Below are 12601 nucleotides of genomic sequence, written 5' to 3' on the forward strand. Positions count from 1 at the left end.
CATCCAGACCGGCATCGTCACCGTCACTCCTCCCGCCGGGCTCTTCGAGGAACTCCCGGAGGACGACGAGACGGCGGATGACGTCGAAATGACGGATGCCGCCGCGAACGACACGGATGCTGCAGCCGATACGGCTGCTGCCGCAAAGGACGTCGACGCTGCACCCACCGCAGCAGAAACGACGCCGGACGAGGCCTGACCTCCTTCCGCGACAACGCAGCATCCGTACTCAGCGCGGCCTCTGCGTTCGGAATGCACAAAAGCACCTGAGCCGCCTGTGGCAGAGCCGTTTGCGCGTACTCAGTGCCTCCCGTCTCGCAAAAGCATCGAATCCGCTCCTTTTGCGAGTCCTTTGCGAGACCGGAACGGCTCGCTGAGCTGTGGCATCCCCAGCGGCCTTCCGGTTCCGCCGCCCTAGAGTGGTCGAAACGATGAAGGAGTCGGAATGCAGAAGACATCGCTCACTGCCCTGGCCCGCACCGAGCTCGAGTCCGCACTGGCCGCATCGAGCGGGCGCAGTTCGCGGACCATTTACGGCGGTCACGAGCATTCGCTTCGGCAGACGCTGATCGCCCTCAAGGCGGGCGAACGGCTCTCTGAGCATGAGAGCCCGGGCGAGGCCACCATCCAGGTTCTCGTCGGCCGGGTCCGCCTCGTCGCCGGGAAGAACAGCTGGGGAGGATGGATCGGCGACCTCCTCACCATCCCCGATGCGACGCACAGCCTTGAGGCCGACGAGGACTCCGTCGTGCTGCTGACGGTGGTGAAGTCGGTCTGACGACCCAGCGCATCCGCCTAGGCTTTCAGCATGCGCATTGACATCGTCACGATCTTTCCCGAGTTCTTCGGTGTGCTGGACATCTCGCTGCTCGGCAAGGCCAGACAGACCGGAATCATCGAGCTCGGCGTGCACAACCTGCGGGACGCCACGACCGACCGCCACCGCACCGTCGACGACACCCCGTACGGCGGGGGAGCCGGCATGGTCATGAAACCGGAGCCGTGGGGCGACATCCTCGACGGCATCCTCGACGCCGATGAGAAACCGGATGCCGGCCCTCTCGTCATTTTCCCGTCACCCGCAGGCGAGGTGTTCACCCAGGCGATGGCGCGAGAGCTCGCCACCGAGTCCCACCTCGTGTTCGGCTGCGGACGCTACGAGGGCATCGACCAGCGGGTGTTCGACCACACCGCGACTCGGGCCCGTGTGCGACTCGTCAGTCTCGGTGACTACGTGCTCAACGGGGGAGAGGTCGCTGTGATGGCGATGGTCGAGGCGATCGGGCGGCTGATCCCCGGTGTCGTCGGCAACCCGCACTCCCTCGTCGAGGAATCCCATGAGGACGGGCTGCTCGAGGCACCGAGTTACACCAAACCCGCGTCCTGGCGCGGCCTCGAGGTTCCACCGATCCTCCTCAGCGGAAACCACGGCGCCATCGCGGCGTGGCGGCGCGAGCAGCAGCTGGAGCGAACCCGACGGGTGCGCCCCGATCTTCTCGATCCGGCCGGCGAGAAGCGGGATTCTCCCAGCGCGCGGTCCTAGGCTGAGACCATGATTCTTCGTCGGGCGTTTCGCACCTGGATGTTCATCGCCGCCGTTGCGCTGCCGATCTGGCCGCTCATCGGCTGGGGCATTTTCGGCGGCGGCGGTTGGGAATTCCTCGTCCTGATCATCGTCATGCCGGCTCTCTTCGTCTCGATGATTACCGTTGCCGGTCTGATCTGGGCCCGGCCCACTGTGCGCAAGCAGAAGGCTCTGTCGTGGCCCGACGTCGGGGTGCTCACCCTCTGGCAGGTCTGCGTGATCGGCTTCGGCTTTTTCGGGCCGGCCTCCAACGCCTTCGCTGTCGTCGGTGTGCTCGCCGGGCTGGCGGCGTTCTGGCTGGTGGGCTGGGAATTCTTCACGGATGCCAAGAAACGCGCGAAAGAGACCATGGCCGAGTTCGAGCGCATCGCCACGCGGCCGGGCATGCGACCGAAAGCCCCGCTGGCCCGCGACGGCGAGGAGCTGATCGTGATCAAAGAAGCGCAAATCCCGCCGAAGGACTGACCCGCGCTTTTGCGCGCAGCCTACCGTTCGTGGCAGAATAGACGATTGTGCCGCGGCCAGACTCTGCCACAGGGGAGCCAGCGCCATTGCCTCGAGTTTTCGGGGCGCCGGACACACCCCATCATCCCTAATTCGTAGTCGACCTGTGGCGGTTACAGAGAGCGAACTATCATGCACATCCTCGACAGTGTCGATGCAGCATCCCTCAAGTCAGACATCCCCGCATTCCGTGCCGGCGACACCGTCAAGGTGCACGTCAACATCATTGAGGGCAGCCGTTCTCGTGTCCAGATCTTCCAGGGCATCGTCATCGGCCGTCAGGGCGAGGGTGTCCGCGAGACGTTCGCCGTCCGCAAGGTCAGCTTCGGTGTCGGCGTGGAGCGTAAGTTCCCGGTCCACTCCCCGGTGATCGAGCAGATCGAGGTCATCACCCGCGGTGACGTCCGACGCGCCAAGCTGTACTTCCTGCGCGAACTGCGTGGCAAGAAGGCGAAGATCAAGGAGAAGCGCGACAACTAAGTCCCGCAAATCCGTTCAATGTGAACAGACCCCGAGCTCTCCACCCATAAACTGGTGGGGAGCTCGGGCGGTTAAATGACAGAAACAACAACGCCGGCGGATGACGTATCCGCTGGCACACAGCGGCGTTCCCGGCAAAAGGGGGCGCTGCTTTTCCTTCGCGACATCCTCGTCATCTTCGTCGTGGCGCTTCTCGTCTCGTTCCTGGTGAAGACTTTCCTGGTCCGGTCTTTCTACATCCCGTCCGCGTCGATGGAACAGACCCTCCAGATCGACGATCGGATCCTCGTCAACGAACTCGTTCCGGACATGGTCCCGCTCGAACGCGGCGACGTCGTTGTGTTCCGCGATCCGGGTGGATGGTTGCCGCCGAGCCCTGAGCCGGACGCACCGCCACTCACCGTGGCTGCCGACTGGGTGCTTTCGCTCATCGGGCTGTCTGCCTCCGACAGCGATGATCACCTCATCAAACGGCTGATCGGGCTGCCTGGCGACCATGTCGTCTGCTGCAACGCTCTCGGCCAGATGACGGTCAACGATGTGCCGCTGAGCGAACCGTACATCACGCTGCGTCCGGGAACCACTGATGTTTCCGAGGTGGCGTTCGACGTCGTCGTGCCCAGCAACTCGCTCTGGGTGATGGGGGACAACCGGTACAACTCCCGCGACTCGCGTTACAACCGTGAGCAGCCGGGCAACGGATTCGTCCCCATCGACAACGTCGTCGGCCGTGCCTTCGTCATCAGCTGGCCGACAGCCCACTGGGACTGGCTCGACAATTACCCCGAGGTCTTCGCCGGCATCCCTGATGCGGAGCCCGCGCAATGATGGCCGTGTCCGACCCGTCCGACGTCGTGGAACGCGAGTTCTTCGATGCCGGTGCCCGTTATGTGATCGGTTGCGACGAGGTCGGCCGAGGAGCACTCGCCGGCCCGGTCGCCGTCGGCATGGCAGTCCTCGCTCCCGATTGCGGGCCGCATCCTGGCGGGCTGCGGGACTCCAAGCTGCTGAGCGAGAAGCGTCGGGTCGACCTCGCTCCGCTTGTGAGTGACTGGGTGTTGTTCTCGGCCGTCGGGCTCGCCGACGCGCGCGAGGTCGACGAGCTCGGCATCATCCACTGCCTCGGGCTCGCCGGCAAGCGCGCGCTCCGATTGCTGCATCGCCAGGGTGCAGACATCGCCGCCAGCGTGATCCTGCTCGACGGCAACTCCGACTATCTCAATCCGGCCCTGGCCAGCCCGCTCGATGTGCGAACCCGGGTGAAAGCGGACCGGGACTGCGTGTCGGTGGCTGCGGCATCCGTTCTCGCGAAAGTGCACCGCGACCACCTGATGATCGCCTCGGACACCGTGTCGCCTGGCTACGGTTGGAGCGGCAACAAGGGCTATGGCAGCGAAGTTCACCTGGAAGCGATCAGGTCGCTCGGGGTCACCTCGATGCACCGGAAAAGCTGGCTCGTCGCCTACGCGTAGGATGGATACACCATGGAAGAAGACGAGTTCGAGGATTACGACCGCGAGGTCGAGCTTGCCCTGTATCGGGAGTACCGCGACGTTGTGTCGCAGTTCAAATATGTGATCGAAACAGAGCGACGGTTCTACCTCGCCAACGGCGTCGACCTCGTCCGCCGCGACACAGAACACGACTTCTACTTCGAGATCACGATGAACGACGTCTGGGTCTGGGATGTGTATCGGTCCGACAGGTTCGTGAAATCGGTGCGTGTGCTGACCTTCAAGGACGTCAACATCGAAGAGCTCTCCACCCGCGATTTCGAATTGCCGAAGGAACTCGCGCTCGACGAATAGCCGCGACTGATCAGTCCTGGTGCAGGGCGTATCCGACGGCCTCGTCGACCGACAGGGCCTCGCTGTCCCTGCGAACCTGCTCAAGGGCATCGCGATCCTCACCGGCCAGAATCGGGGCCAGATACCGCTCGTGGAACGAGAACCGGTTGGCGCCGTACAAGCCTGTCTGCTTTCGCAGTTCGTCGGCCGCGTGGAGCAACCGTCCGGCGCGCTTCAATTGCCGCCCCGCCGCTGCGATCGCGGTGAGACCCTCCAGCCCGTAGACGACGCCTTCGGCGTGCCCGATGTGCGCCGCCGTCGCCAGGCTTTCCTCGAAGAGCTGACGTGAGTCGACGGTTTTGCCGTTGACGAACTGCGCCCAGCCGAGGTGCTGCAGAGCGACAGTCGTTCCCAGGTCGTCGTGTCCTTTCCGGGTGAGGGTGAGGCTCTGCTCGAAATGCTCAATGGCATCCGGGACGGCGTTCTGCATGAGCGCAAGCCGCCCCAGCGTGACGAGAGCCATCGCCTCGCCCCAGCGGTACCCGGCGTTTCGCAGCAATTGGACGCTGCGCGCCAGCGACTGTTCCGCCCGATCCGTATCCGGATGCCGGTCAGCCACCAGAGCGAGGGCAAGGAAGATGAGGGCGAATCCTTCGCCGACACGATCGTCGATGCGGTGGAACAGGGCGACGCTTTCGGTGAGCCCGGGGATCACACGGTCGTTGGCTTCGTGCCAGAGCGTGATCGACCGGGTGAAGTAGAGCGCGATGGCACGGGTGCGCTCGGGGAGCGGGTCGCTGGAAGCGAGCACCTCGTCCATCCAGGCGCGGACCTCACCGAGCAGGCCGCCGACCCACCAGTAGATGAGGAGACACCAGGTGAATTGGGCGACGGTGACCATGTCTCCCGAATCGAGGAAGTACCGAGCGGTGGCTCGCAGGTTGTCGCGGTCGTCGTTGAGCAGGGCGATCACATCGTGCTGGCGGGTGCCCTCGAGGTCATCCTCCAGCGACTCGGCGAAGCGGAGGAAGTAGCGGGCGTGTGCGGCCCGGGCAGCGTCGAGCTCGCCGGATGCCTCCAGCTGTTCGAGCGCATACTCCCGGACGGTGGCGAGCATGGAGTAATAGGGGCGATCCCCTCGGTCGAGCTCACGCACGAGGCTGTTGTCGACGAGAACGCTCAACGCCGTCATGGTGTCCGTGCCGGGTTCTGAGACGTCGCCCGCCACCGATTCGACCGCGTCGAGGGAGAATGCGCCGGCGAAGACCCCGAGTCGCGCCAGCAGCCGCTTCTCGTCGGCGCCGAGGAGCTGCGTGCTCCACTCGATGGTGCTGCGTAGCGCCTGCTGCCGAAGCGGCAGGTCCCGCGCACCCCCGGAGAGTAGCGAGAGGCGCCGGTCCAGCCGGGAAAGGATCGCCGCCGGGGGGAGCATCCGGATTCTCGCCGCAGCGAGTTCCAATGCCAGCGGAACCCCGTCGAGAGCGATACAGATCGCGGCGATGGCGTCGACGTTCTCAGGCGTCACGCCGAAATCCGGTTTGACCGCGCGGGCCCGTTCGACGAAGAGCGCCACTGACGGCGACTGCATCGCCATCTTCGCTTCCAGAGTGCGGGCGGTGTCCGGCAGGGCGAGTGGCCCGACCTCGACGGCGTGCTCACCGGTGACGCGAAGCAGTGACCGGCTGGTGATGAGGAATTTCAGTCCCGGTGCGACGGAGAGGAGGGAGATGAGCGTCGGGGCAGCGCCGAGCACCTGCTCGAAATTGTCGATCACGATGAGCATGCGACGGTGGCGGAGCGCCGTCTTCAGTTTGATGAGCACCGGTTCGTCGCCGGTGTCGAGCACCCCCAGGGCTTCGGCGATGGCATTCGGCACGAGCGCGGCGTCCTGCACCGATGAGAGGTCGACGAACGTGATCTCAAGATCCGGGTCCGCGGCTCCTCCCGCCCGGTTCGCCACTTCGACGGCGAGGCGGGTCTTCCCGATCCCGCCAGACCCGATCAGGCTGACCAGGCGGACCGACTCTCTCTTCAACAGCGCGTCCACAGCCTCGAGTTCCGTTTCACGACCGATGAGCTCCGTCAGCGCCGCTGGGAGAGCGGCTGTCCGGTCGGGGAGGAGGACGGGGGTCGTGGTGGTATCCGTGGGCACCGGGCGGCTCTGGTCGAATCGCTCGGCGAGCAGGGTGGCCAGGTCAGCCTCGAGCAGCTTGCGGAGTTCCTGTGGTGTCGAGAACGTCTTGAATGCCGCTTGGTCGTCGTCCCGAACCCGGTTCAAAAGCTCGACAAGGCGTTCCTCACGCTTCGGTGCGGGCTCGCGGATATAAATGAGTTTCGGGAGATCCGGTGCCAGGTTGTACTCGTCCTCCAGGCCGGAGACCGTCTCGCCCGGCGCCACCCAGCCGTATCGTTCGGCGTAGATCCCCACGAAAACGTCGCTCTGAGCCAGGTACGACCGGTAGAGCTCCCGCGGCGGATGCGGACGGGCGCCCAGCTCGAACATGACGGGCGCGAGGTGGAGACGTTCGATCGCGAGGCGCGCGAACTTCCTCTCGAGGGCGAGCTCCTTCAGGGTGGAGCTGACGAAGACCCGCAACCGTTGGTCGGGTGTCCGGATCGCACCCGTGGTAGGCGTCATGTGGGAAAGTCTGCCGGAACCCGAACCCTGCGGTCTAGGCCCCACCTGAGGTGCGCTCAGTTTTCTGCTCGCGGGCATCCCGCCAGAATGCGGTGCTTGTGCGGAGGAGCCCTCCACAGGTGGGGCCCGTGGGCGGGAATTCCACCGAACGGCCGGTGTCACGCCACCTCGAAGCGCTGTGTTCCACCATCGAACGGTGGAGGTGATCATGGCACGCACGGACGAGCTCGGCCGGAGGGGTGAGGATCTGGCTGCCCGGTTCCTCGAGGATGCCGGGTACCGCGTGGTCGAGCGCAACTGGCGATGTCGGCAAGGCGAGATCGACATCATCGCGAGCAAGGAAGACACGCTCGTCTTCGTCGAAGTGAAGACGCGCTCGGGTCTGGCTTTCGGGCATCCGTTCGAAGCGATCACCGCGACGAAACTTGCCCGCCTCCGCGTGCTGGCCGCCGCCTGGTGCGCTGAGCATCACCCGCGGGCGAGCCGGATCCGCCTCGACGCCATCGCCGTGGTGGCCCCACGGACCGGGCCTGCGTCGGTCGAACACCTCCTGGGTGTGTTCTGATGCCGGTCGGTCGTACCTGGTCGGTCGCCCTGCTCGGACTTGAAGGCTCCCTCGTCGAAGTCGAGGCGGATATCTCGTCTCAGTTGCCGAAGTTCGTGATCATCGGCCTCGCCGACAAGTCGCTGGGCGAAGCAGAGGGGCGGGTGCGGCAGGCGGCCACCAACTCCGGATGCCGCCTCTCCGGCCAGAGGATCACCGTGAACCTGTCGCCGGCGAGCCTGCCGAAGAACGGCTCGGGATTCGACCTCGCCATCGCGCTGTCCTGCCTCGCCGCGGACGCCGTCGTGTCGAACGAGTCCATCGACCGGGTCGTCCACATCGGCGAATTGGGCCTCGACGGGCGACTCCGCCCGACCCCGGGAATCCTTCCTGCCGTCCTCGCAGCGATGCGCGCCGGACGCACGACGGTCATGGTCCCGACCGGGAACGAGGACGAAGCGAACCTCGTGCCGGACATCCGGGTCGTCGGTGTCGCCTCGCTCCGGGAAGCGGCGATCTGGCACGGCGCGGAACTCGCACCGGTCCCGGTCGAACCGATCCTGCACGCAGAAACCGGTGCGCACGGCGAACCAGACCTCGACCTCGCCGATGTCGTCGGCCAGGACGACGCCGTCCAGGCGATGCTCGTCGCGGCGGCAGGAGGACACCACCTGATGATGCTCGGGCCGCCCGGAGCGGGAAAGACGATGCTCGCCGCGCGACTGCCCGGGATCCTCCCTGACCTCACCGTGCCCGAGGCTCTCGACGTCACATCGATCCGATCCCTCGGCGGCACCAGCATCGGCAGGACCCTCGCCTTCCGGCCGCCATTCGAGAACCCGCACCACACGGCGACGACCGCCGCGATCCTCGGTGGAGGAAACCGCACGATCCGTCCGGGTGCTGCCGCGCGAGCGGCCCACGGCGTGCTGTTCCTCGACGAGGCAATTAGTAAGAAAATCAACCATGGAAATCCTCGAACTACTGCGAACTACATGTGATAATATCCTGATAACGGTTCTCATCAGTGATGGTCCGACAGCCTACTGGGCGTTGAGGTTAGAGCAAATACTCCCTCCGTCAGTGTCAGGCATGATCCCGCGTCGATCAGTGATCACGCGTTCATCACTGACCGTAAGGAGTTGCCGTGAACGTACAGTTCCGCGACATCACCGGAGCCGATCGAGGCTTCAATGTGGGGGCAGACGTCCTCACCCAGACGGCCGATGGCGTAAACCTGAACCGTCTGTGGGACGAGTTCAACAGCGCCCTCGACCTTTCCAACCAGCAGCGCAACCTCATTTCGCGGCTCTTCACCTTCGATACCACTCTTTCCGCTGACACTGTCGCACTCGACACGGACGGCTGGGAGTTCGAGAAGGCGTCCGAGTTCGGACAGCCGCAGGCCGGTCGCGTTTCGCCGAAGGGTCAGTTGATCGGGTTCCCGCTCGACTGGTTCGACGCTGCAACGCGCTTCACTCGCAAGTTTGTCCGCAACGCGACCGCGGAGCAGGTGACCGCCCAGCATCGTGCCGCGCTCGAAGCCGACAACCGCCTGCTGTTCCGGAACACGCTGAGTGCGCTCACGGCACCGACGACCGTCGCGAGTCGCGAGGTCAATGAGAACGGCGTACCGATCTACTCGCTGTATTCGGGTGAGACTGACGACATCCCGCCGACCTTCGCTGGCCGGTCATTCGCTCCGGGCCACACTCACTACCTCGTGTCCGGCGCTGCGACCATCGACGGTGGCGACCTCAAGACGGTGACAGAACACATCCAGCACCACGGACACGGCCTGCCCTCGAATGGTGAGCGCGTGATCATCATGGTTCACCCGAACCAGGGCGAGGTCATCCGCGGATTCCGCCGCGACCCCGCCGACGCGGCCAAGCCGTTCGACTTCATCCCTTCGGTGACTGCGCCCGCGTACCTCACCGAAGAGAACATCGTCGGAGACCAGGCGCCTGCCCAATTCAACGGCATCCCGATCATTGGTTCGTACGGTGACGCGTGGATTTTCGAGTCGTACTACATCCCTGATGGCTACGCACTCGCTGTCGGCACTGCTGGACCGAACAGCTCGCGTAACCCGCTGGCTTTCCGACAGCACCCCGTCTCTGAGAGCCAGGGAATGCGACTGATCCCCGGCAACCCGTCTTACCCACTCATCGAGTCGATCTACGAGCGAGGCTTCGGAGTCGGGGTTCGCAACCGTGGCGCGGCCGCTGTTATCCAGATCAAGGCCATCGGGTCCTACGTCGCGCCGACCTGGCCGTAACAAGCTGTGTTCTCCCTCCGGTTGGTAGATCGGTCAAAGTCTCGCGCGGGTGAGAACACTCAAAACGGGGCGTCGTCGCCTGTGGCCCTCGCGGCGACGCCCCTCCACGCCATATTTGAGGGCCGACAAGTGGAGGGCCAACCATGTCTTATCTGAACGCAACAACTCCCGAGGAGCTGCGTACTGCCGTCGAGCAGAACCGCAACCAATTCAGCGACCTGATCGCTGACCTCGAAGTCGATGCACTCACCGAAGCCAAAGCCTCTGTCGGTGACCGTGCCATGCCGTGGCTTCTACGGCTGAACGACTCATTCATCGAAAGGGCAATGGCTGAAGCAACACTGGCCACTGGCTTCAAGACTCCACCTGACCCGGGCAAGGCGATCATCGTCCTCAGCAACGGATTCGCCATCAGCGAGATGGGCGATCCCGAGTTCTACGGTTTCCGTTGGTGGAAGTACGTATCGGACCTCACCGGTCCGACATGGGTCACGCCCGGTGCCCTTTTGCCCTGCCACCGTTGCGACCCTGCTGGCTGGATCAAAGGTCCGTATGAGGCCAGACCAATCGAGGCCGTGTTCCACGTCGCACGGGGGCGGTGCGTGGTCGAGTTCGCCTTCTGCGCGGACTGCGTCACTCACTACCTCGCGCTGTCTGCGTCCGCGAGGTGACATGATGGCTGCCAAGCGTCAGTGTGCCGGAGTAATCACCAATCCGAAGAACCCAAGTGTGGGGGAGTCGTGCCGGCGATGGGCCGTGAACGGCTCTGAGTTCTGCGCGGTCCATGGCGGGTCTGAAGGCGGCAACTACAACCCCGCCGACTTACAGAACCGCTGTGTTGCGCACTCATCCCGCACCGGTGCGCCGTGCAAGCTTCCTGCAATTGCTGGCGGAACAGTCTGTCGCGTTCACGGCGGCTCCGCGAAGCACGTTCAGAAGAAGGCGCGTGAACTTCTCGACCGTGCCGTAGAGCCTGCCCTGCATCAACTCCGAGACATCCTGCTGAAGCCTGGCACCTCAGACAGTGACCGACTGCGAGCCATTCAGATGCTGCTCGACCGTTCCGGTCTCACGCCCGGCATCACCGTTCAGCATGAGGTGAAGCCATGGGAAATTACATTGCAGCACGCATTCAAGCAGGGCGGCGTGACTATCAACCGCGAAATTCCCGAGGAACTGAAAGTGGAGATGAATGCGCTGCCCGCCTACTCACAGCCGTCGACGGAAGACATCGAAGATGCCGAGGTTGTCGAGGACGACTTCGAGCCGACGCCCATGAACATCCTCAGCTTCGACCGCCCGGTTCGTGGCTCCGCCAATCCACCACGCCGCAACCGATAGGAGACGCCGTGGAAGACAAACTGCCGCTGTCCGAGTTCTCGTCGGATCCCATTCGGGTGCCGATCCAAGAGTTGCTGGTGCCGCCCAGCGAGATGCGCCGCACGGTCACTGAGGATCGGTACGTCACGCCCGCCCCAACACGGTTGATTGCACGGCGACGACGCTGATGACAGACGGGGAGTGGGGTGTTCGGCGCGTTCAAAGCCAGTTCGGCGCGAAGCTTTTCGCAGTAGCCCCGGGCTGCCCGAGCAGTCCCCATCCCACACGTAATTGCCGATGTCGAGCCTTCCGCACGCGCAGCCAAGTCATGGAGTACATTGACGAACAATCGCGTGTCGAGGCTGTCGAGGATTGATTCCTGAGAAGCATCCTGGGCGACTCTGACGCCCGTACCTTGCGAGGTCGATAATCGCTATCGCTCTACTCAGCCGTCGCCTCAGATGTCAATTCCCGCAGAGGTTCGACGCACGTGACTACATGTGATATCTATTGATTATTCGCGAGGTGCTAGCCACCTCGCACTCGCTGGAGGGCCGCGTAACGGACACCAGGTGCAACAGCTCGGAGGAACGCACGCCGAGGGACCAAAGCACCAGCGATAGGACTACCGAAAGGTCCCTGTCGTGGCGCTCCCACACCGCAAGCAGATGCTTGCAAGGTTCATTCCGTACCACAACCTGACCCGTGCGAAGGTAGCCGAGATACTCGGCATCGATCACTCGCGCATCTCCAACATCATCCAAGGCCACGCCTATCCGTCGCCTGACGAGATCGACGCTTTGGAGAAGCTCTTTGGTGGCATGCCCGCCTCGAACTTCCTTGACGACGAGATGCTGGAATACCGCTTCAACTGGCCTCCACCTCGCGGTTACAACCTCGGCAAAGCGTTGGGCAAAGCCGAAGCTGAACGCTCTCGCCGCAAGGCGGGTGAGTGACATGGCCGAGGCAGTCACCGATGAAGTGCAACCACTCTCGGACAATGCCGTAGACCGGATCGTCGCGTTCCTTCGAGGGATGGAGGCCGATGATGTCGATTGACATGAGAAAAGCCGCCCTGCCTCGGGAAGGAGGAGAAAAGGGCGGCTCTATTGGGGACCTTGCGGAAGGTGTTTACCAAGACGATTGTATCGAACGTTTGTTCGAGATCACACCATACGAACCGGATGTGTTCAACGCGATGCAGGCCGTCCAGTCCGCTCGCTCGGCCCGCGCCCGGACCGACGCCCTTGTCGGGGAACTGCGCGAAGCGTCCGACGCCGTTCAGCGGACCTTCAGCGCCCACTGGTTGGGACGGGTGTCGCCATGACTCCGCTGCGCTACTTACCGCTACGCCCTGGCACGAACATCCCGGCCATCACCAAATGGCAGAACCGCGCCAGCTCCGATCCCGACCAATGGCGTGACTGGCGGCAGGAAATCCCGCGCTGCAACTGGGGCGTGC

At 64.0% G+C, this 12601-nt stretch carries 17 protein-coding genes and 1 pseudogene; 17 read left to right on the plus strand and 1 reads right to left on the minus strand.

Features of this window, described 5'->3' with window-relative positions; translation table 11 throughout:
• From ACLQ62_RS07435 to ACLQ62_RS07470, 8 genes and pseudogenes are all read left to right on the plus strand, one after another.
• Positions 1-199 (plus strand): annotated as a pseudogene (locus ACLQ62_RS07435) (hypothetical protein); the annotation flags it as partial.
• Between the two features lie 246 nt (positions 200-445).
• Entirely contained in the window at positions 446-778 is a 333-nt protein-coding gene (locus tag ACLQ62_RS07440; protein ID WP_411721013.1) for a cupin domain-containing protein, read from the plus strand.
• 30 nt (positions 779-808) lie between these two features.
• Complete coding sequence (gene trmD / locus ACLQ62_RS07445) at positions 809-1543, plus strand: tRNA (guanosine(37)-N1)-methyltransferase TrmD (protein WP_411721014.1); 735 nt, start codon at positions 809-811, stop codon at positions 1541-1543.
• 9 nt (positions 1544-1552) lie between these two features.
• Complete coding sequence (locus ACLQ62_RS07450) at positions 1553-2050, plus strand: hypothetical protein (protein ID WP_411721015.1); 498 nt, start codon at positions 1553-1555, stop codon at positions 2048-2050.
• A 171-nt stretch (positions 2051-2221) separates the two neighbouring features.
• A complete protein-coding gene (gene rplS, locus ACLQ62_RS07455) occupies positions 2222-2569 on the plus strand; it encodes a 50S ribosomal protein L19 (RefSeq protein ID WP_411721016.1) in 348 nt (115 codons plus the stop codon).
• A gap of 75 nt (positions 2570-2644) precedes the next feature.
• Positions 2645-3397, plus strand: coding sequence for a signal peptidase I (gene lepB, locus ACLQ62_RS07460; protein WP_411721017.1), 753 nt, complete (start codon positions 2645-2647; stop codon positions 3395-3397).
• The gene (locus ACLQ62_RS07465; protein ID WP_411721027.1) at positions 3397-4041 is read left to right on the plus strand and encodes a ribonuclease HII; all 645 of its coding nucleotides are present in this window, start codon (positions 3397-3399) and stop codon (positions 4039-4041) included. Before lepB ends, ACLQ62_RS07465 begins: the two co-directional genes overlap by 1 nt.
• 12 nt (positions 4042-4053) lie before the next feature.
• The gene (locus ACLQ62_RS07470; RefSeq protein ID WP_090709364.1) at positions 4054-4377 is read left to right on the plus strand and encodes a DUF2469 domain-containing protein; all 324 of its coding nucleotides are present in this window, start codon (positions 4054-4056) and stop codon (positions 4375-4377) included.
• Positions 4378-4387: 10 nt separating this feature from the next.
• Here ACLQ62_RS07470 and ACLQ62_RS07475 read toward each other — a convergent pair whose 3' ends face one another.
• On the minus strand, positions 4388-6994 hold the full coding sequence (locus ACLQ62_RS07475; RefSeq protein ID WP_411721018.1) for an ATP-binding protein: 2607 nt from the start codon (positions 6992-6994) through the stop codon (positions 4388-4390).
• 208 nt (positions 6995-7202) lie between these two features.
• Between ACLQ62_RS07475 and ACLQ62_RS07480 the strand changes: the two genes are divergently transcribed.
• The 9 genes from ACLQ62_RS07480 to ACLQ62_RS07520 all read left to right on the plus strand — a co-directional run.
• Entirely contained in the window at positions 7203-7559 is a 357-nt protein-coding gene (locus ACLQ62_RS07480; RefSeq protein ID WP_411721019.1) for a YraN family protein, read from the plus strand.
• Positions 7559-8539: a YifB family Mg chelatase-like AAA ATPase gene (locus ACLQ62_RS07485; protein WP_411721020.1), complete on the plus strand. Its 981-nt coding sequence runs from the start codon at positions 7559-7561 to the stop codon at positions 8537-8539. Before ACLQ62_RS07480 ends, ACLQ62_RS07485 begins: the two co-directional genes overlap by 1 nt.
• A gap of 146 nt (positions 8540-8685) precedes the next feature.
• The gene (locus ACLQ62_RS07490) at positions 8686-9819 is read left to right on the plus strand and encodes a hypothetical protein (protein ID WP_411721021.1); all 1134 of its coding nucleotides are present in this window, start codon (positions 8686-8688) and stop codon (positions 9817-9819) included.
• 143 nt (positions 9820-9962) lie between these two features.
• Positions 9963-10490, plus strand: a complete 528-nt coding sequence (locus ACLQ62_RS07495; protein ID WP_411721022.1) for a hypothetical protein — start codon at positions 9963-9965, stop codon at positions 10488-10490.
• Between the two features lies 1 nt (position 10491).
• Positions 10492-11160: a hypothetical protein gene (locus ACLQ62_RS07500; protein ID WP_411721023.1), complete on the plus strand. Its 669-nt coding sequence runs from the start codon at positions 10492-10494 to the stop codon at positions 11158-11160.
• A gap of 8 nt (positions 11161-11168) precedes the next feature.
• A complete protein-coding gene (locus ACLQ62_RS07505) occupies positions 11169-11327 on the plus strand; it encodes a hypothetical protein (protein ID WP_411721024.1) in 159 nt (52 codons plus the stop codon).
• A 456-nt stretch (positions 11328-11783) separates the two neighbouring features.
• On the plus strand, positions 11784-12095 hold the full coding sequence (locus tag ACLQ62_RS07510) for a helix-turn-helix domain-containing protein (protein ID WP_411721025.1): 312 nt from the start codon (positions 11784-11786) through the stop codon (positions 12093-12095).
• An 89-nt stretch (positions 12096-12184) separates the two neighbouring features.
• Positions 12185-12466, plus strand: a complete 282-nt coding sequence (locus tag ACLQ62_RS07515) for a hypothetical protein (protein WP_411721026.1) — start codon at positions 12185-12187, stop codon at positions 12464-12466.
• The coding region (locus ACLQ62_RS07520) for a bifunctional DNA primase/polymerase (RefSeq protein WP_411721028.1) at positions 12463-12601 on the plus strand (139 nt) is incomplete at its 3' end. The genes ACLQ62_RS07515 and ACLQ62_RS07520, both read left to right, overlap by 4 nt.

It is taken from the genome of Mycetocola sp. (assembly GCF_046716805.1).
GTDB lineage: Bacteria > Actinomycetota > Actinomycetes > Actinomycetales > Microbacteriaceae > Mycetocola_A.

Bases quoted from the DNA above. Each gene is read 5' to 3' on its own strand.
- ACLQ62_RS07500 (WP_411721023.1), top strand. From the start codon at position 10,492: ATGATGGCTGCCAAGCGTCAGTGTGCCGGAGTAATCACCAATCCGAAG.
- ACLQ62_RS07515 (WP_411721026.1), top strand. From the start codon at position 12,185: ATGATGTCGATTGACATGAGAAAAGCCGCCCTGCCTCGGGAAGGAGGA.
- ACLQ62_RS07475 (WP_411721018.1), bottom strand. From the start codon at position 6,994: ATGACGCCTACCACGGGTGCGATCCGGACACCCGACCAACGGTTGCGG.
- ACLQ62_RS07440 (WP_411721013.1), top strand. From the start codon at position 446: ATGCAGAAGACATCGCTCACTGCCCTGGCCCGCACCGAGCTCGAGTCC.
- ACLQ62_RS07470 (WP_090709364.1), top strand. From the start codon at position 4,054: ATGGAAGAAGACGAGTTCGAGGATTACGACCGCGAGGTCGAGCTTGCC.
- ACLQ62_RS07480 (WP_411721019.1), top strand. From the start codon at position 7,203: ATGGCACGCACGGACGAGCTCGGCCGGAGGGGTGAGGATCTGGCTGCC.
- trmD (WP_411721014.1), top strand. From the start codon at position 809: ATGCGCATTGACATCGTCACGATCTTTCCCGAGTTCTTCGGTGTGCTG.
- ACLQ62_RS07450 (WP_411721015.1), top strand. From the start codon at position 1,553: ATGATTCTTCGTCGGGCGTTTCGCACCTGGATGTTCATCGCCGCCGTT.
- ACLQ62_RS07495 (WP_411721022.1), top strand. From the start codon at position 9,963: ATGTCTTATCTGAACGCAACAACTCCCGAGGAGCTGCGTACTGCCGTC.
- ACLQ62_RS07465 (WP_411721027.1), top strand. From the start codon at position 3,397: ATGGCCGTGTCCGACCCGTCCGACGTCGTGGAACGCGAGTTCTTCGAT.
- lepB (WP_411721017.1), top strand. From the start codon at position 2,645: ATGACAGAAACAACAACGCCGGCGGATGACGTATCCGCTGGCACACAG.
- rplS (WP_411721016.1), top strand. From the start codon at position 2,222: ATGCACATCCTCGACAGTGTCGATGCAGCATCCCTCAAGTCAGACATC.
- ACLQ62_RS07485 (WP_411721020.1), top strand. From the start codon at position 7,559: ATGCCGGTCGGTCGTACCTGGTCGGTCGCCCTGCTCGGACTTGAAGGC.